The organism is Thioflexithrix psekupsensis (assembly GCF_002149925.1).
GTDB classification, from domain to species: Bacteria; Pseudomonadota; Gammaproteobacteria; order Beggiatoales; family Beggiatoaceae; genus Thioflexithrix; species Thioflexithrix psekupsensis.
This window is the reverse complement of the sequence record NZ_MSLT01000006.1, coordinates 288888-308477: the sequence shown is the minus strand read 5'-3', so window position 1 is coordinate 308477 and position 19590 is coordinate 288888. Positions and strand designations below refer to the sequence as shown.

At 41.5% G+C, this 19590-nt stretch carries 11 protein-coding genes; 10 read left to right on the top strand and 1 reads right to left on the bottom strand.

The features are described 5' to 3' along the window. Positions 1-99 precede the first annotated feature (99 nt). The gene (locus TPSD3_RS02505; protein WP_086487014.1) at positions 100-2340 is read left to right on the top strand and encodes a methyl-accepting chemotaxis protein; all 2241 of its coding nucleotides are present in this window, start codon (positions 100-102) and stop codon (positions 2338-2340) included. A 327-nt stretch (positions 2341-2667) separates the two neighbouring features. Beyond that, on the top strand, positions 2668-4641 hold the full coding sequence (locus TPSD3_RS02500) for a sodium:solute symporter family protein (protein ID WP_086487013.1): 1974 nt from the start codon (positions 2668-2670) through the stop codon (positions 4639-4641). A gap of 71 nt (positions 4642-4712) precedes the next feature. Here TPSD3_RS02500 and TPSD3_RS02495 read toward each other — a convergent pair whose 3' ends face one another. After that, positions 4713-5753, bottom strand: a complete 1041-nt coding sequence (locus TPSD3_RS02495; RefSeq protein WP_176329700.1) for a tetratricopeptide repeat protein — start codon at positions 5751-5753, stop codon at positions 4713-4715. Positions 5754-5920: 167 nt separating this feature from the next. On the opposite strand from TPSD3_RS02495, the gene TPSD3_RS02490 reads away from it, so the two are divergent. The 8 genes from TPSD3_RS02490 to thiL are packed head-to-tail and all read left to right on the top strand — an operon-like array spanning position 5921 to position 19590. After that, on the top strand, positions 5921-6256 hold the full coding sequence (locus TPSD3_RS02490; RefSeq protein ID WP_086487011.1) for an STAS domain-containing protein: 336 nt from the start codon (positions 5921-5923) through the stop codon (positions 6254-6256). Between the two features lie 9 nt (positions 6257-6265). Then, positions 6266-7408, top strand: coding sequence for an SLBB domain-containing protein (locus TPSD3_RS02485; RefSeq protein WP_086487010.1), 1143 nt, complete (start codon positions 6266-6268; stop codon positions 7406-7408). A 10-nt stretch (positions 7409-7418) separates the two neighbouring features. Further along, complete coding sequence (locus TPSD3_RS02480) at positions 7419-9566, top strand: GumC family protein (RefSeq protein WP_086487009.1); 2148 nt, start codon at positions 7419-7421, stop codon at positions 9564-9566. Between the two features lie 59 nt (positions 9567-9625). After that, entirely contained in the window at positions 9626-16771 is a 7146-nt protein-coding gene (locus tag TPSD3_RS02475; protein ID WP_086487008.1) for a glycosyltransferase, read from the top strand. 23 nt (positions 16772-16794) lie between these two features. After that, positions 16795-17442, top strand: coding sequence for a lipoyl(octanoyl) transferase LipB (gene lipB / locus TPSD3_RS02470; RefSeq protein WP_425353083.1), 648 nt, complete (start codon positions 16795-16797; stop codon positions 17440-17442). A gap of 3 nt (positions 17443-17445) precedes the next feature. Beyond that, positions 17446-17964 (top strand): archaeosortase/exosortase family protein, encoded by a 519-nt coding sequence (locus TPSD3_RS02465; RefSeq protein WP_086487006.1) that lies wholly within the window; start codon positions 17446-17448, stop codon positions 17962-17964. 3 nt (positions 17965-17967) lie between these two features. Next, the gene (locus tag TPSD3_RS02460; RefSeq protein ID WP_086487005.1) at positions 17968-18606 is read left to right on the top strand and encodes a hypothetical protein; all 639 of its coding nucleotides are present in this window, start codon (positions 17968-17970) and stop codon (positions 18604-18606) included. Between the two features lie 6 nt (positions 18607-18612). Then, positions 18613-19590: a thiamine-phosphate kinase gene (gene thiL, locus TPSD3_RS02455; RefSeq protein ID WP_086487004.1), complete on the top strand. Its 978-nt coding sequence runs from the start codon at positions 18613-18615 to the stop codon at positions 19588-19590.

The following is a 19590-nucleotide window of genomic DNA, read 5'->3' as shown; positions in this document are numbered from 1 at the left end:
AGAATTAACGAAAATATTTAATATACAACAACTCTGTTTGCTAATAATTTATTCTTTCATTTACTCGCTTTATCATCTAAGAATTTTAGGAAAATAGTGATGATGTTGAAACAACTTTCTATTTCACGGGCGGCGGCATTTATCGTGGCGATTCCCAGTGCCATTTCAGGGCTGTTATTGCTTCATGTTTTACAGCAGAGTTACCAATTGGCACAAAATACTCAAAATTATACTACATTTATTGGGTTAATGGTGATTGCTTTTTCGGTGATAATGCTAATTATCGTGGCGTTTTCTTGGCTCGTTCGCTACGTCAATGGGCATATACAAAGCATTGCCCTTGCCATTGAGCAGATGGAACACGGCCAATACCAGACGGATCACGGTGCGCCACCAGAGATCGCTTCTGTTTTACGTAAGGTAGAACAAACGGCAGGCATTTTACATAAAAAACTGGATGACAACACCCAGTTCCAACATTGCCTTAATGAATTACAGGAAGTGTTCGCCACTATCCAAACGGGCGGAATAAATCAGAGAATTCGCGGCCATTACCCCGACGCATTAGTCCCGTTAAAACAAAATATTAACCATTTTCTTGAACAATTAGAAGTGGCTATTAAGGAAATTCGCCAAGTGACTGAAATTAATACCGCTGGTAATTTAACCCAACGTATTAATGTCAATGCGAAATTGGGTTTTATGGATGAATTGGCGCAAAGTATGAATAAAAACTTTGATAATCACCAGAATATTATTGTGGAATTGCGCCAAATATTTGCTGCGATTAGAGCAGGTGATTTATCCCAAACCATGCAGCAACATTATATCGGTGCTTTGGCTGAATTAAAGCAAGATGTTAGTCTGTCTATTGCGCAACTTAATGCAGTGGTTTCTGAAATTAAACACCACATTAATTCTTCTGCACAAGGTGTCTTTGATTCGCGTATTAATGTAAATGATAAATCAGGCTTTTTTAAAGAACTGTCTGAAAGTGTCAATAAAAATCTTGAAGTCAATCAAAGCATAGTGCAAGAAATCATGCGGGTTTTTTCCGCAGTAGCGCAGGGTGATTTAACCCAAACCATGACAGCCCATTATTCGGGTAATTTGGCGCAATTAAGGGATGACATTAACAGTTCTGTGCGCCAATTGAATCAAGTGATGACCGATATTCAATCGGCTGTACATTCCGCAGGAAATGGTATTTTTGATAAACGAGTTGATACCAGCAATAAAAAAGGATTTTTCTCCACTATTGCTGAGAGTTTAAATCAAAATTTAGACACCAATCAAAAAATGGTGGAGGAATTGATGCGCGTCTTTTCTGCCTTAGCGGTGGGCGATTTAACCCAAACCATGCAAGATGAATACGGCGGACGTTTGGCAGAATTGAAAAAAGATGTCAATGAAACCGTGGCTAAACTCAATAGCATGATGGCTAATATCGGTGCTACCATCACAGAAATCAGCAACGCCACCGAGGAAGTCGCGCAAGGCAGTTTAAACCTCAGTCAACGCACTGAAGAACAAGCCGCCGCTTTGGAAGAAACCGCCTCCAGTATGCAGGAAATCACGGATACCGTGCGCCAAAATGCCGACAACGCACAACAAGCCAATCAACTGTCATCCAGTGCGCGAGACAATATCAGTGCGGGTGATAAGGTGATTGTGAAAACCACGGATTCTATGAACGAAATTAATCGCAGTAGTAAGCAAGTGGCTGATATTATTACGGTTATTGATGAGATTGCGTTTCAAACCAACTTGTTGGCTCTCAATGCGGCCGTGGAAGCCGCTCGTGCAGGTGAGCAAGGACGCGGCTTTGCGGTGGTGGCAACAGAAGTACGTAATTTGGCTCAACGCAGTGCTTCTTCTGCTAAGGAAATCAAACGCTTAGTACAAGACAGTTTGGCTAAAGTGGATAATGGCTCTGCGTTGGTGACGCAATCTGGCCAAACTTTGCATGACATCAGCATTAGCTTTAAAAAAGTGAGCGACATTATCGCAGAAATCGCCGCCGCCAGTCAGGAACAATCCGCAGGCATTTTGCAAGTGAATAAAGCAGTGATTCAAATGGACGAAATGACGCAGCAAAATGCAGCATTAGTCGAAGAATTATCAACGAATAGTAATTTATTACGCGATCAAATTAATATCTTGCAAGATTTGATCAATTTCTTCACTTATAGCGCGCACCAAAGTATGCCAAGTGTCGTGATTAAAAAAGCCAGCATACCTAAACCCCACATTAAACGCAGTCGCGTTAAAGAAACCTACCGCAAGCACAGCACAGAAGAACCGCATCGACAAGATGATGATAAATGGGATGAGTTTTAATCCAAATTTTCTTGATAACACTATTGTGATTGGTGATGACTTTATCTTATGATGAGCGTGTGTGAAATCGGCTTTGTGTCAAAAGCGGACTCCACATCATCAAAGGAGAATACGTCAGTCCTGTCTTATCGGCACTTCAGTATCCGCAAATTATAAGGATCACTGGAGCTGCCGCTGTCGCTTATCCTTCTCTGAACTACTTTATTTTAAGATGCGTCTTTAACCATTATCTTGACGCGCTCGCCTTTAGATTGTTAGGCAGGTCTTACATTTAGTCACGCTTCAGTTATCACAACCGCCCCTTGCGGCGACAGAGGAGAGAAAACCATGGACCCTAAAATCATGTGGTTGTTCATCTTTGTTGCGCTGTATTGGTCTTATTGCATCTTTTGGGGTATCAAAGGTGCGCTAAGTTCCAGAACAGCCAGCGATTATTTTATTGCAGGTCGCTCCATTTCACTTTGGGTTTTCGTACTGGCAGCCACTGCAACGTCTTTTTCAGGCTGGACTTTTATGGGACACCCCGGTCTGATTTATCGAGACGGTTTGCAATATGCTTATGCGTCTTTTTATGCGATTACTATCCCCTTTACTGGGGTTTTATTTTTAAAACGGCAGTGGATGATTGGCAAACGCTTTGGTTATGTGACACCGGGTGAAATGTTTGCGGATTATTTTAAATCTGATACGTTACGTATTTTAGTTGTTTTGGTGGCGTTGATTTTTTCTATTCCCTATTTAGGTGTGCAATTGCGGGCTTCAGGATTCCTATTTAATGTCTTGACCGATGGCATGTTGGGAGTGGAAGTGGGGATGTGGTTGCTCTCGGCTGTGGTGCTTATCTATGTCGCTTCTGGCGGATTACGTGCGGTGGCTTATGTGGATACGATGCAGGCGATTTTATTGGCTTTGGGGATTGTGATCATCGGGATCATTGCAATGTATTATATCGGAGGCTTCACCGAACTCAACAAAGGCATCGCCGCCTTGAGTCAGTTCGATGATAAACGAACCCCCGACGGATACAGTAGTTATATCGCTGTTCCGGGGGTGATTCAGTTTATTAGTGATGGCACTAAATCGATTGGCGGCATGTGGACGGGGATTATGATTCTGACTTACATGTTTGCATTGATGGGCATTCAGTCTGCGCCGGCGTTTACCATGTGGGCTTTCTCTAATAACAGTCCCAAACCCTTCGCGCCTCAACAAGTGTGGGCATCTTCTTTTATTATTGGTTTTATTTTAATGGTGTTTACAGCCATTCAAGGGATCGGCGGGCATTTTTTGGGGGCAAATTTAGCGTTTATGAATGCTCATCCTGAATTGGTGAATAATGTGTTAGGGCCGATTTTTAATAATCAAGACATTATGCAGCAATCCAGTAAAGAAGGGGCTTTAGTCCCGGCTTTGATTCACTTGATGGCGGGAAGTGCGCCGTGGTTGGTGGGTTTACTGTCGGTTTGCGCACTGGCGGCCATGCAATCCACAGGGTCTGCTTACATGTCCACCGCAGGCGGAATGTTGACCCGTGATTTGTTAAAACGTTATTTAATGCCTAACGCCACCCATGCGCAACAAAAATTCTGGGGACGAATCGGGGTTGTGGTCATTGTATTAGCTGCGTTAGTGGTCGCCACGACGGCTACGGATGCTTTGGTGTTGCTTGGTGGTTTAGCGGTGGCTTATGGTTTCCAAATGTTTCCGGCGTTGATTGCGATTTGTTTTTGGCCGTTTTTAACTCGTGCGGGGGTGGTGATTGGTTTGGTTGCGGGTTTGATTGCGGTCACGATGACGGAGAGCATTGGCATGAGTTTATTTGCGTGGTTGGGTATTGATCCCTTATGGGGACGCTGGCCGTTAACCATTCATTCTGCGGGGTGGGGCATTTTGTTTAATCTAACCTTGGCCATCGGAGTCTCCGCTTTGACCCAAGACTCGAAAGAGTTAGAACATCGCATGACCTTCCACCGTTTCTTGCGTGAACATGCCAGTCTTCCGGAGAGTAAGAAGGGTTTAGTGCCGATTGCATGGATCATCACTTTGGCGTGGTTTTTCTTTGGTATAGGGCCGGGTGCGGTGATTGGCAACTGGATTTTTGGCAATCCGAATGATCCCAGTAGCTGGTTATTCGGTATTCCGTCAATTTGGGCGTGGCAATTATTATTCTGGGCTTTGGGCGTGGCGATGATGTGGTTCTTAGCCTACAAGATGGAAATGTCAACCGTCCCTTCTCGTGAAATCCAAGCCTTACAAGAAGATATTGGCGACATTCGTTTAGATGTTGAACGTCCGTCCTAATAAACATGGACAATTTGCTCTCTGTGCGTTTTTCCTTGTCGCAAGAGAGCAGATTGTTTGTGCTGTTACGATTACCGTTGTTCTAACGAACTCTGCCAACGTTGAGCGGTGGCAATGGCTTGGCGTTGTTGTTCTGGAGATAAACGCTGGCTGATCTCTTGGAGTGCAGCCGCCGCGCCTTCTACGTTGGCTTGTGCGGCCAACCAATACCATTGATAAGCGGTTTGGTCATCTTTTGGTGTGCCTTCGCCGCGTTCACTGAGATCACCTAAGCTCTTCCATGCCCGCGCATAACCTTGATCTCCTGCCCGACGATACCATTCGTAGGCTTTGGCTTGATCGACTTCCACCCCAAACCCATCATAATATAAACCTGCCAGATCAAATTGTGCGGCGGCATGGTTTTGCTGGGCGGCTTGTAATAGTAAGCGCGCTGCTTCGACTAAATTCGCCGCAATCGCTTCGCGTCCCTCAATATAAAACCAACCTAAACGATAAGCCGCTCGACTGTCTCCTTGTTCAGCCGCTTGCCGATACCAGTCGGCGGCCTGTAGAAAATCTTGCACCACTCCGCCAATCCCTTGATCGTAGAGTGTTCCTGCCATGAATTGTGCTTCGGATAAACCTTGTGCGGCGGCTTTTTCAAACCACATTAAAGCCTGTTGGGCATCATTTTCAACGCGGTAATATAAATCGCCCAAATTGTATTGAGCCTTGGCCACCCCCGCTTGTGCGGCATCGAGAAATAAGGATTTGGCTCGTTGTAAATCAGCCGTTACACCCCGCCCCGCCGCTAATAATTCTCCTAAACGATTTTGCGCCTCAGGAATGGCTTGTTCAGCGGCTTTTTGATACCAAAATGCGGCTTGAATCCAATCCGATCCCCCCGCCATTTGTCCCATATCGTACAATTTCGCCAGTTGATATTGCGCTAAAGCATGTCCTGATTGCGCTGCTTGACGAAAATAATTCTCGGCTTGGGGAAAAAATTGCTGTTGTAAGGCGGTTAAACCGGCATTAAACGAGGTTTCGGGCGTTTCGTTGGCCCAAACACTCGCGTTTAACGCCTGACTCAGCGCGATTGCCAGAAAAATAGGACTTAATTTTTGCATTAGCGTCACTCCTGTTATAATGCGTGGAAAAATAAGATTGCCCAAAAATGATCTTGACATGTTTTATCGTTATTCTCTAACGATAACAAAGTCTGCAAATATCATCATGGCCAACATTAAAAACTCAATCCTAAGCACAGATAATCGTATGGATTTACGGCATTTCCATGAATTTTATGACAACTCGCTGGCTCAATGACATCCCGATTTTATCTTGTGAAAGTCGGTTAATCGCGGATATTCTGTTGCCGTTACGTCACTCATGGTACGAATGTATTAAACAATACCACGGACGCTTGGTACTTGATTGTTCCCAAGTCAGTCATGTTGATGCGACGAGTTTGGGACTGTTGGTTTTTTTGCAACAGATCGCCCGACAAGAAGGGGGAGAATTGCGTTTGCTCCATCCTTCTCCAGAAATGGTGACTGGTTTGGAACGTGTTCGATTACAACATACCTTTGCTTTTTATTATGACGACGATGTCGCCACCCGTTATGAGTGATCGTTGGTTATGCCGATATTTTCTGTGAAGCGGTTGACTTTATTAACATTTTCTGTGGTGATGACGGCTTGTTCTTCTGTGTCAACGCTACCTGAGGGGTTAAAACTGCCCCAAGCACAGTCTCCCCAGCCGCTTACGCCTATGGCTGAATTGGCGGCGTTTACCCAAGATGACGAAGAATCTGACCAGTTATATCGTTTGGGTGCGGGAGATCGGGTTGCGGTGCAGGTCTGGGATCATCCTGAATTGTCGGGAGAGCATGTTATTGGCCCGGACGGACGTGTTACACTACCGATTTCTGGAGAATTTACTTTAGCTGGCTTAACACGAGAACAAGCCGCTATCGCAATTAATCAGCAATTTTTAACCTATTATGTGGATTTAACCACAACGGTGAAAATTGAAGATTATGCGTCAAATCGAATATTAGTTTTAGGCCGTGTGGCGCGGCCGGGTGAAGTGCGTTTTGGGATGGGTGCGCCCACTTTATTAGAAGCCTTGGCGATGGCGGGTGGTTTTGATCCCGGTCGCAGTGTCAGTGTGGCTGAATCATTGCCCTTAACACGTTGTGCGGTATTTCGTGGACGCGATCAGGTGATTTGGATTGAATTAGCTCCGTTGTTAATGGGGCGTGATTTGTCGTTAAATTTACGCTTGCGCCGCAATGATGTGGTTTATGTGCCGGATGTGGAAGAGCGTTTAGTGTATGTTTTGGGTGAAGTGGCGAAACCGGGAGCTTATCCTTTAACCTTAGAAATGAGTTTCTTAGACGCATTATCTCGTGCTGGCGGAACAACCCGCAGTGCGGCTGAGGGAAGAATTCAGCTTATTCGTCCTTCCGAATCGTTAAATGTACAAGTTAATTTAGCCGAATTATTAAGCCCTAATAAAGAATTAAATGTGGCTTTACAAACAGGGGATATTATTTATGTGCCGCCGGGCTTGGCAACGAAGATTAATTATGCCTTACAATTCCTGACACCAGTGAGTCAAATTTTGAGTATTTATTCTGATATTGAGTCTATTCGTGCCGACCGAGAACGGCGTTTATTATCCCAAGAAGCTGACCGAATCAAAGAAGAATCCGATAAGCTCAAAGAAGAGCAATTGAAGTTGGAAGAACAGATCAGAGAACAGGCAGGCTTTGAATAGGAACGCATGAATGACAACATCGGTTTCTGCCACAGCTTCTGCATCAGCTTCCATTGCGATGGGAAGATTCCAACCTTTAGCCAGTTTAAAACGTCGCAAGCGATTAGCGGCGTTTGTGGTTTTTATCGGTTGGGTTATTGCATTTATTATTGCCATCAATTTACCTAAGGCTTATTATGTGGCTTATGGTACGATTTTGGTGACTCCTAAAGCAGAAACGAATTTAGAACGCGGAGATGAATTGCGTGGCCAAGATTATAACCGTTATGTCAGCCAACAACGCCATTTATTAAAACGTTATGACGTGTTGCAAGAAACATTGCAAACGCCAGCCGCACGGCGATTGTGGTTTAAAAAAGATGAAGATGGCAATGTAGAATCAGAAGAAAAAGCCTTAAAACGTCTGCAAAGTGCCTTAGATTTAAGCAGTAAGCCTGCGAATCATCCGTTTATTACGATTTCCTTACAAAAAGAAAATCCAGCAGGGGCTGATGTGATTTTAAATATTTTATTAGATATTTATCTTCGCAAATCACAAGAAGAAACGATTTATGATAGCGATGGTCGAATTGCTGAATTAAATCGAGTGCATCAAGAATTCCAAAGTTTAATTGAAGTGCGTCGAACCAGACGATTGCAAATTGCCCAAGAATTAGGAGTCACCACTTTTCAAGAAGGCAGTTTAAATCCTTACGACAGTATTTTAATTGAAATGGAAACGGCTTATAAACAAGCGCGTCGAAATCGGGTGCAAGCCCAAGCACAATTGGATGCTTTACAGCAAGGACAGCAAGGCACTTTAACTTTAGAGGCATTGGTGCGAGAATTGGTGGCAGCCGATTCAACGCTCACCACGTTAACCACGCGCTTATTAGAACGTCGCAGTTTATTAACCAGCGAAATGGTAGGAATGACTCCAGAAAATCCTTCTTATCAACGTTTGCAGCGTGAAGTCGATAAATTAGATATAGAATTAGCCGATGCCGAAACGCGCTTGTATCGAGAAATTAAAGAACGCATTTTAGCCCAACGCCGTGCGGCGATTTATGAAGCCCGTCAAATTGAGAATTCACTCGCCGAAGAAATCAATCAACAACGTCGTGAAGCCACTCGTTATGCCAGTTTATATAACGAGGCCTTAGATATTAATAAAGATATTGATCGTGCATTTAAGCAATTAGATCGTATTAATGGTCGAATTGAAGCCTTAATGATTGAATCCAGTGCGCCGGGGTTTGTGCGTATTTATGCTTATGCACGTCCTCCCGAAATTCCGCAAGGCGGAGGACGTAAAAAAGCATTATTAGTATTAATGGCTTTGGGGTTATTGTTAGGGTTAAGTTTACCGACATTAATTGACTTATTAGATCGTCGTTTGCATACAATTAATGAAGTGAATAAAGTTTTAGGATTTCCTCCCTTGGCGTGGGTATTAGAACGAGAAAGTCGAGAACATGAAGCGTTAATTTTTGATCAATTGCGTCGTTTAGCGATGGCGTTATATCGAGATCGACAGCAGCATGACACATTTTATTTTGCATTAACCTCAGTAAAACCCGATGGTGGCGCGACCACATTAACTTTAGAATTAGCCCATCGTTTAAGCGAATTGGGGGCGAGAACATTGGCTTTAGAATTAAATGCGTTTAAACCCGATACACGCTATCACGATCCCCTATCGCGTAAAAAAGAAGGCTTGGCTGACGTGTTAGCGAAACCTGATTGGACTCCAGAACAGATTGAACGATTAATTATTCCAGAAACGTCTGAAATGCCTGCGCGTTTATCAGTGGGAAATGTTGCAGATCGCCATCTAATTACCTATGGTCGATTACCAGCTTTATTAAGCCATTTAAATCAGCTTTACGATGTCATTTTACTGGATACTCCCCCCATCTTATTATCTGCTGATACGGAATTATTAGGTGAATTGGGTGCAGGAATTTTATTAGTGATCGAAGCAGGACAAATTTATCCGCATGAATTAAAACGTGCTGTCAGTTTATTAGAACGTTTAGACCCGCCTGTGGTTGCGGCCATATTTAACCGCGTTAAAACCATTCATGGTAGCGATTATTTTTCCAATCTCATGACCGAATATCAAACAGGCGATAAACAAAAACCCAGTTGGGTTAAAAGACTGCTGTGGAATAATTAACTTTTTATTCGTAAAAAAAACACAGAACAATAAATTAATTTAAGGATTTTGATAAAAAAATGCCAAACAAAAGCCCTATTGCTAACCCCATTCATTTACATCGTAAACCTGCAAATGCACCGACAATTGCGATTATTGTGCGGACATTAAATCGGCCGCATTTACTACAGCGGGCTTTGCGTAGTTTAGCCGAACAAAAACGTTTACCTGATGAAGTGATTGTGGTGAATGATGGCGGAGAATCTGTGGCAAAAATTGTGGCGAATTATCGCACTTTAAATCTGCAATTAATCGAGAATGAAACCAGCCAAGGCCGTGCTAATGCAGGCAATCAAGGGGTAGCGGCTTGTCACAGTGATTTTATTGGTTTTTTAGACGATGATGATTGTTATTTAACCGATCATTTATTGCGTTTAGAAAAATGCCTATTAAATTTTGATGCACAAGTGGCTTATTCGGGTTGTAAATTGGTGCAAAGAGATGCTTTAGGAGAAGATAAAGAAGGTATTTTACAAACCAAAGTTATTGGCGAATATAACGACGCTTTTGATCCGCAACGTTTATATTATGAAAATTATATTCCCTTAATTAATCTGCTCATTTCGCGGGAATTATGGCAGCGGTTAAATGGTTTTGATCCGAATTTTGATGTGTTTGAAGATTGGGATATGTTATTGCGTTTATCGCAACTCACTCGTTTTTATCATTTAAATCGTTTAACCACAGAATATGCGGTGTGGGGTCGCCAGCAAATCACCCAACGCACGGCAGCATCGGAATGGTTTGATGCTTATGCGCGCATGTTGCAAAAACATATTTTATCTTTATCGCCCGAAAAACAACTTAAATTACTCACCCATTATTGGATTATTAGCCAAGAGCGGCGAGGTATTGTTGGTCAAAATCAACGCGAATTAGAAAACCTAAAAATAGACTTAATTCGCCAACAAGAAACCGTCGCCCATGCCCGACAACAGCAAGCGCAAATAGAACATGATCGCAGCCAATATCAAACCCAAATTGAACAATGGCAACGAGAGACCCAAATTGCTCGCCAACAAATCGTGGCCATTCAAACGCAATATGAGAATCTAAATACCCAATTATTGCAAGAACGGCAGCGGTTTGAATTGCAGCATCAGGCAGAACGCGATCATTTTCAACAGCAACATCAAGCATTGCAAAAACAATTGCAAGATGAGCGGCAACAATTTGAATTGCAACGGCAAAATGAACAGGAGCAGTTTCAACAACAATATCGGGAATGGCAAGCACAGTTGTTGAAAGAACGGCAGGGGTTTGAGTTGGAAAAACACAAGATTATTTCTACTCAACAGAAAACCCAATCTATTGCCGAAAAAACGCATAAAGAACAATTAAGCGATTTGCAAGAAAAGTGGTTGTCATTACACAATCAATATCAGACTTTGCAACAGCATTATCACGTGGAATATCAACGTAATGAAACTTTGCAATCGGCTTTGCATGAAATGGCACGTCGTAACGCCGTTGGAGTGAGTAAAGATACGCTAACAAAATTAACAATTACTCCAGAAAATGCCTACGCCTTAGCAACGCAAACAGGTGGGGTTATTGATGACTATTTGCGTCTGTTAAATTGGGTTCGAGAAAGAGCCAATGAATCGCTGCAAAATACCACCCAATTAAAACAAATGCTACAAATGGCATTGGAACAATTACAAACCAATTTCCAGCCCATTGATCAGCAATTACAACATCTATTAAATTTATTATCGGCTTCACGTTGGCCACAAGTGCGCCGCTATGTTCCTTTGGCGCAGCATATTCGTGATTTAACGACACAATCCGTCACCACATTACGGCATCAATTAGATGCTGATTTAGCGATTAAAACAAGCCATTTATTAACTTCTACTTTACCCAAAGAATTAGCTGCTTTTATTCCAGAACCGCGCCCTCTTTCTATTTTGTATCCAACTTTTGCTTGTGTTGCAGGTTCAAATCAAACCCCGCGTTTTATGGAAGTGGTAGAATCTTTAGGCACAACGCCTTTTGCTTTAACGCAAGAAAATGTTTTAGTTTTTACCACGCACTGTCATTTAGATAATTTTTTTCGCATTGATATTTTATTCGCCACTTATATGCGAATTAATTCTTGTCAGGTGCGGGTTATTATTCGTGAATTAGGACAAAACAATCCGCTTCGAGTTGTCTATTTAGATGGAATGAAGTTACTGGATAATCGCTTTTATGCCGTAGAATTTGAACCGATTGCAGATTCCGCCGATAAAACTTATCAGATTGAATTAGACTCTCCAGATGCGTTTGCTGAAGCGACCGTTGCCGTTTGGTGTCATGAACGTGCCGCCGTTTTGCCAAAAATAACGCATTTATCTCAAGAATCTTTACCCGCACCCTTACCGTTTTGGTTACAACAAGGAATATTAGATGATATTCCCTTATTTCATCAGGAACAAAGCCATCCTGATTATTTGTTTATTGTGCAAAATATAAGCAGCAACATTACTCCCTTACATTTACAAGTTTATTTAAAACGTTTAGAACGAATTTTAGCCACCGCACACCGCACCGCTAATCTATTACTTATGGGTTCAGCGAATTATCAGTTAATTCAATTTTGCCAAGCGCATCATTTAAAATTAATTCCAGATCAATCTTGGTGTCATAGCGCACCTGAATTAGCGAAAAAAACAACGGCTAATTGGCTTATTTACTTGAATATTCAAGCGATTCCAGCCACTGATCGCTTGCTTATTTCCGCAGAATCGTTAATGACAGAAAAAACCGCATTAATTGTTCCATTAGAACAACACAGCAGTGGACAAATTCGTGCAGGTTATGCTTCTTTATTACGGGAAGGCAGTATTCAACATACGCCTTGTGGACAAGCCGTTGATCACCCTTATCATGGTTATCGAAGACAATTAAAAGCCGCGGGTTGTGATTTACTGATGATTCGCCGATCCATATTGTCTGAGATAGATTTTTCTATCATTACTCAATACCATACCACTTTATATCAAATTACCGAGTTTATTTGGCAATTATTAAGTCGTTCTTGGTTCAGTTATTATCAGGGACATATCGTTTATATTAACGATACATCTGCATTAAATATTGCACAAAATGATTATGAACAAGATAATCGTTTATTTTATGGCCGTTGGCAAAATGATTTAACCCATTCTATTCCTGCTTTTGCGGATCATTTAGGTACTTTATTTAATATTGAACGCCGTCCCACCGTCCTCGTCATTGATGCCACATTACCGATGTTTGATGAAGATTCGGGATCGTTGCGCATTTATACTTTATTGCAAATTTGGACACAATTGGGTTATCGAATTACTTTCTTGCCTGATAATTTAGATACTAATCCTAAATATCGCGTGGCATTAGAAAATTTAGGAATAGAAGTTTTTTGTGGGCAATATGGTCTTGCTGATGCCATCGCACATCGGCATTATGATTTTGCTTTTATTTGTCGCGTAGCAGAAGGGCATCGTTATATTCCTTTTATTCGCTTAGTTTCTGAGCAGACTTGCATTTTTTATGACACGGTAGATATTCATTATATTCGTGAACGTCGTCAGGCTGAAATTGAAAATAATCCAAAATTAGCTTTAATGGCAGAACAAACTCGCCGTAAAGAATTGTCTAATTGTTTATTAGCCGATTGTGTAATTACTGTCACAGAAGATGATGGGCAGCATTTGCGTCAAGAATTGCCACAATTGCCTTATGCCGTTTTGCCGAATGTTCATGTTCAACAACCCGAAGCAAAAACTACTTTTGAACAAAGAAATGGTTTAGTTTTTATTGGCAATTATAATCACCAACCCAATGAAGATGGCATGTTGGCTTTTATGGATGAAGTCATGCCTATTATTCAAGAGACATTAGCAGGGGTAAAATTGCATTTAATTGGCAGCCATTTAAAACCCAGTTTAAAAGCCCTTGCCAGCGATATTGTTGATGTGATTGGTTGGGTGGATGAAGTGGCTCCAGAATTTGAGAAACGGCGCGTTTTTGTGTCTTATTTGCGCTACGGCGCAGGCATGAAAGGCAAACTTGGCCAAGCCTTGTCGCTGGGATTGCCTGTGGTCACGACACGCATTGGTGCAGAAGGAATGGGCTTAATTCACGAAAAAACAGCATTAATTGCCGATGATCCAGCCGAATTTGCCGCTTGCGTGCTGCGTTTGTACCAAAATGAGGCACTTTGGCAGACTTTAGCCACCAATGGCCGCGATCATATTGAAAAAACCTATGGAATGACTGCCGTTAAAGCACGTTTACAGGATTTATTGCGACAATTTCCCCCAAAACGCCCCCCACATCCCATTGCATTACCGCCACGCCCTGCGGATGAACAGTGGCAATTGGCCGCGCAGTTGTTAAACGCGCAGGAAACGCCGCTCACAGCGATAATTCCCTATGGCGATACCCCCATAGCCTTGACCCGTCATCAACGCCTTAAAACCGTTTTTAAGCCCACAGAAGGGCATGTTTACAGTGTACGTCTGCGCGTTGGCACGTATGGGCGAGTTAATGCTTGTCATTTATCGCTGGAATTAGGTGCGCTAAAATGGCGTGTCAATACCGAACATTGGAAAGATAATGATTGGGTGACTTTAGACTTGCCTGAACCCTTGTTTATTACGGCCGGAGAATCGCTGTCATTAACCCTATTTAGTGAAGATGCCACGGATCAGGCTTATATTGCCATTTGGGCGATGTTAAAACCACCGCCATTCGTGTCGCAATTCACTTTACAATCGTTGCATTTAAGAGAATGGGATGCGCCGCCGCAAGTCAGTATTGTGATTCCTGTATTTAATAAAGTTTTATATACTTATAATTGCTTATTAACATTACAGCTTTACGATAATCATATTAATCGAGAAGTGATTATTATTAATAACGCTTCTTCTGATGAAACGGCGGAATTTTTAGCCGAATTAACAGGCAATTTCCGCGTGATTAATAACACGGATAATAAAGGTTTTGTTGAAGCCTGTCGTCAAGGGGCGGAATTGGCACGAGGAGAATTCGTGTTATTTCTCAATAATGACACGCAAGTGACTCCGAATTGGTTAAGCCGTTTATTATCGCTGATTAACAGCGATCCGAAAATTGGCATTGTCGGTTCTAAATTGGTTTATCCCAATGGTTTATTACAAGAAGCAGGCGGCATTATTTTTAATGATGCCAGCGGTTGGAATTATGGGCGAATGCAAGACCCTACAGACCCGCGTTTTAATCGGATACGCCCTGTTGATTATTGTTCAGGTGCGAGCTTGATGATTCGCAAATCATTATGGCAAAAGATAGGTGGTTTTGATTTGCGTTATGCGCCTGCTTATTATGAAGATACGGATTTGTGTCTTTCCACTTGGGTAGCGGGTTATTCTGTTATGTATTGTCCAGAATCAGTGGTGATTCATCATGAGGGAATTACCGCAGGCACGGATGTCAACAGTGGTTATAAAGCTTATCAGACTATTAATCGTCAAAAATTCTATGACAAATGGCAAACTATTTTAGCCCAACAATTGCCGCCTCCGCCACAAATTTCACCAGAATCAGCCGCTTGGCGTTTGGCAAAATTAGGTACATTTCCAACGCCACGTGAGAAAATTAGAGCCACTCATTTCTTCGCTCAAGGCAGTGCGATTGATTGTTGGAGTTATTTAAACTTACGCCAAACAGAACAACAATTGCTTAATTTAAAAGCAATGGATTTTAACACCATTATTTTAGTCATTCCTTGGACGGGATTTCAACCCAACATTAATCCTGTTGAATTCTATGAAGAGTATTGGGAATCTTTAGCGGTTTTATTAACGCAAGCAAAAAATATCGGTTTGCAGGTTATTTTAAGAATTGGTTTTGCTTTTGATCATGGAGTTGACATTAAAACGTCTATGCTCACTCGTTCTTTACATTTTATGACGGATGAATTAATACAAAAAGCATGGACTTTATTTTTAACTCGTTTATGGTCAATGGTAAAGTCTGAATTGCATGTTTTAGGTGGTTTTATTACGTGGGAAGATTTCCAATTATTTTCTCATGCGATTGGTGGAATTGTGGTGTCGGATCAAGAGCGATTAGATTATGCCAAATTCAGTGGTTATCAAGATTATTTAGAGCAGCATTATTCGCTAGAAGAAATTAATGCCAAATATCAGGCGCATTTCACTCATTTATCCGAAGTGCCTATTCCTTTACATCGCACGCCTGCACAAGAATTATATTTAACTTATTGCGATATGATGTTGCAAAAAATATTTACCATAGGGCGGGCTGCATTTCCACCTTTAACGATGGAAGTGCGCGTGGATTGTGAATTGATGAATAATCATGATGATTATTTCTGTCATTATCCTTTATTTGATGTCGATGGCGATACTCATTTTACCATGCTTTATTATTCGATCTCTTGGGGCGCACATAATCAGGGAGAAATGATTGGCGCAAAGCTCGCATTAGAGCGGTTACAACACCTGATCAATACCGTACGCAAACACACGCAAAATACACTTTTCTTTGACCAGTTTAATTTTATTGACAATACCCCTGGTTTTGAGAAAAATGCGCAATTTGATGCGCAAGCCTTGCCTGATTTCTTACATTATGCGGCTAAAATTTTACGTGAACAAACAATGGGTTATAGTTTGTGGACAGTGCAAGATAAACGCATTAATTTATTACGTAATGGTTTATTTGAGCGACATTATTCGTGTTGGGAATTGAAGCGTGGAATAGTGATATTTGATGAAACATTACAAGCCCATGCCGCGCAATTACAAGCGGATGGCCAATTGTCACAACACGTTCCCATTAATCATGAATTAGTGACTTGGCCAGAGAAACCTTTTACGCTGTTATTTCAAGTTCGTGCTGCATCTCATGCGCTGGAATTAACGGTTAAATTAACCCGTCCTAATAGCGAACGAGAAACATGGCAACAATCCATTCATTTAAACAATGTTACAGATTGGCAAACGGTGACTTTATCCGTGCCAGATTTCTTAATGGGGGATACTTTAATTGTCGAAAATCACAGCGATAATAACGTGTTTTTAACAGGATTTTATTTATATCAAATTTGTCAAGAACATGGTGTTTTAGATGTAAATGGCCAGCCTAAATCATTTTATGATGCTTTTGTGGCTTTTAATCATGCGATTCGATAATTTTTTAGCTTTCTCATTCTATGATAGATACCGTATTTATTCGAGATTTTGGCTTGTGTTTTTATGCGGAAACTTATCACGCCATGCAGCAGTTTACTGCACAACGGGACGAGAATACGCCTGATGAATTGTGGCTGGTGCAACATCCCGCAGTTTATACTTTGGGACAGGCGGGACGAGTTGAACACATTATTAAACCCCATGATATTCCTGTCTTTTTTTGTGATCGGGGTGGGCAAGTGACTTATCACGCGCCGGGTCAATTGGTGGTTTATGTGTTAATGGATTTAAAACGCCGTCCCCAATGGGGCGTTAAGACATTAGTCACGGCATTAGAGCAGGCAATTATTGATTTTTTAGCCCTTTATTCTTTGACTGCAAATCGTCGAGATCATGCCCCTGGGGTCTATGTGAATGAAGAAAAAATTGCCTCTTTAGGCTTACGCATTCGTCGTGGTTGCAGCTATCATGGATTAAGTTTAAATATCGCTATGGATTTAACGCCATTTTCATGGATTAATCCTTGTGGTTATGCTGATTTAAAAATGACGCAATTGGTAGATTTAGGGGTTAAAAAAGAATTCTCTGCATTAAGCCAAGAATTTTTAGATTGCTTATTGTCTGCTTTAGACTATAGAAATCATCACTGGTTAAATACCATTGAGGAGTGATACGTGGTGGGTTATTTCTTGGTTTTTTCGATTCTGTCAATTATTGGTTTAAATATATTAAAATTGGAAGAATTTGCTCCATTTTCAGATCAATTTAGCCTCATTTTGGCGACCATTACGGGCTATATTATGCAATTATTTGACAGCCAAATTGTGCTGGATAAAGCCATATTAAGACATTCTGTGTCTAATTTTGCCATAGAAGTCACGGAAGCCTGTACGGCGTTTTCTGTGTCTTGGTTATATTTGTCGAGTATTTTGGCTTATCCGTGGTTTAATTTTGCTAAAAAAGCCTTTTTTATTGCATTGGGATTATTCTTGATTCAAGTGATTAATGTGTTGCGTTTAATCTCTTTAATTTATTTTGGACATTGGTTTGAATTTGAAACATTTGATATATTCCATTCTTATTTCTGGCCGATTTTATTAAATGTATTAATATTAATGTTGTTCGCATGGGTTTTATTAACTCAAACTAAGCCTGTTTCTTTCCCTTCTTCTGATCCAGCTACGGCGGTGTAAAAAATGAACACATTAACCCGTTATTTTGCACAAATGGCCTTGTGGCTTATTCCTGCTTTTTTCTTATGGTGGTGGTTATTACAGCCCGTTATTTTGGCTGCTATTGCGCCTGTGCAAGATGTTTTATTGCAAGTGACTTATGATCGCGCCCGCGCCAGCTTAAATTATTCTAATTTGATCGATTGGCATATTAATACTTTTTTATTATTGCCACAAAAAGCAGGAGAAACCGCGCTATTTACGTGGAATGCTAAAGTCGGCAATATGACAGCATTAACTTTAGGATTTCCTTTAGTTTGGTTGTTATTATTAGCCAGTCCAACGGGAAAAATTAAAAAAACATTAATTGGTACAGTTTTAGTTTTTATATTTACTTTTTTAGCGATTTATTTAAAAGTCAATATTGCGATGTTAAATCTATTGGCCGCGGATGATCCTTTTTTGGTTTATATCAGTGCTAATTTGCAAACGATTCATCAACCTGTTTCGGCTTGGATTGGCAAAACATTAGAGGTTTTTGGTGGCTTTTTAGTTTATTTTACCGTGTTAATTTTACCTGTGTATTTAGCTTATTGGTTTAATCGAGAATGGTGGCTACAATTGCAGACACATTATCTCGCAAAAAATTACACTTATCCATAAAAAATAATGAATGAGTTTGAACGAATTAATACTTTTTTTAATGCGCATTATCCTAAACGGGACGATGTGATTTTAGGAATTGGAGATGATGCGGCTATTTGTCGTATAGATGCACGACAGCAATTGGTGGTGTCTGTGGATACGCTGGTGGCTGGGGTGCATTTTCCTGAAGAAACACCTGTTTTTGCCATTGGATACAAGGCGTTAGCAGTTAATTTGAGTGATTTAGCGGCAATGGGCGCGACTCCTGCGTGGATGACTTTAGCCTTAACGTGTCCGCATCACGATCCCAAATGGTGGGCAGAGTTTACGCAAGGGCTTGCTTCGTTGGCAGAACAAGCGCAGGTGAGCTTGATCGGTGGTGATACTACGCGTGGCACATTAACGATTACAATACAAATCATGGGAACAGTACCTGCGGGCTGTGGCTTGCGACGCAGCGGCGCACAAGTCGGTGATGGCATCTATGTCACAGGCACTTTGGGAGATGCAGGATTGGGTTTGGCGATTGTGCAGAATCGTCACGTGGTATCAGAAGAAAAATATCGAAACTATTTGATTTCTCGCCTGTTTTATCCCAATCCACGTTGGCAGGCGGGGCAGCTTTTGTTAGACATCGCCAGCAGTGCGGTGGATATTTCTGATGGTTTAGCGGCGGATTTGGGTCATATTTTGACCGCCAGCGATGTGGGCGCGAGTTTACAGTTGGAAAATTTGCCTTTGTCTTTGCCGTTGCGTCAATCGGTCGAATTATCAGAGGCTTATCGTTTGGCTTTGAGCGCGGGCGATGATTATGAATTGTGTTTTACTGTGCCTGAGGCCTTGAGTCCTCTGCTTCCCAATCTGCTCCCACCAACCTTGCGTTGTACTCGAATTGGTACAATTGAAACAGAAAAAGGATTACGTTGCTTTGATGCACAAGGAAAATTGTTTACTTTAAATCAGACGGGGTATCAGCATTTTGGTCATTCATCATCAGAATAA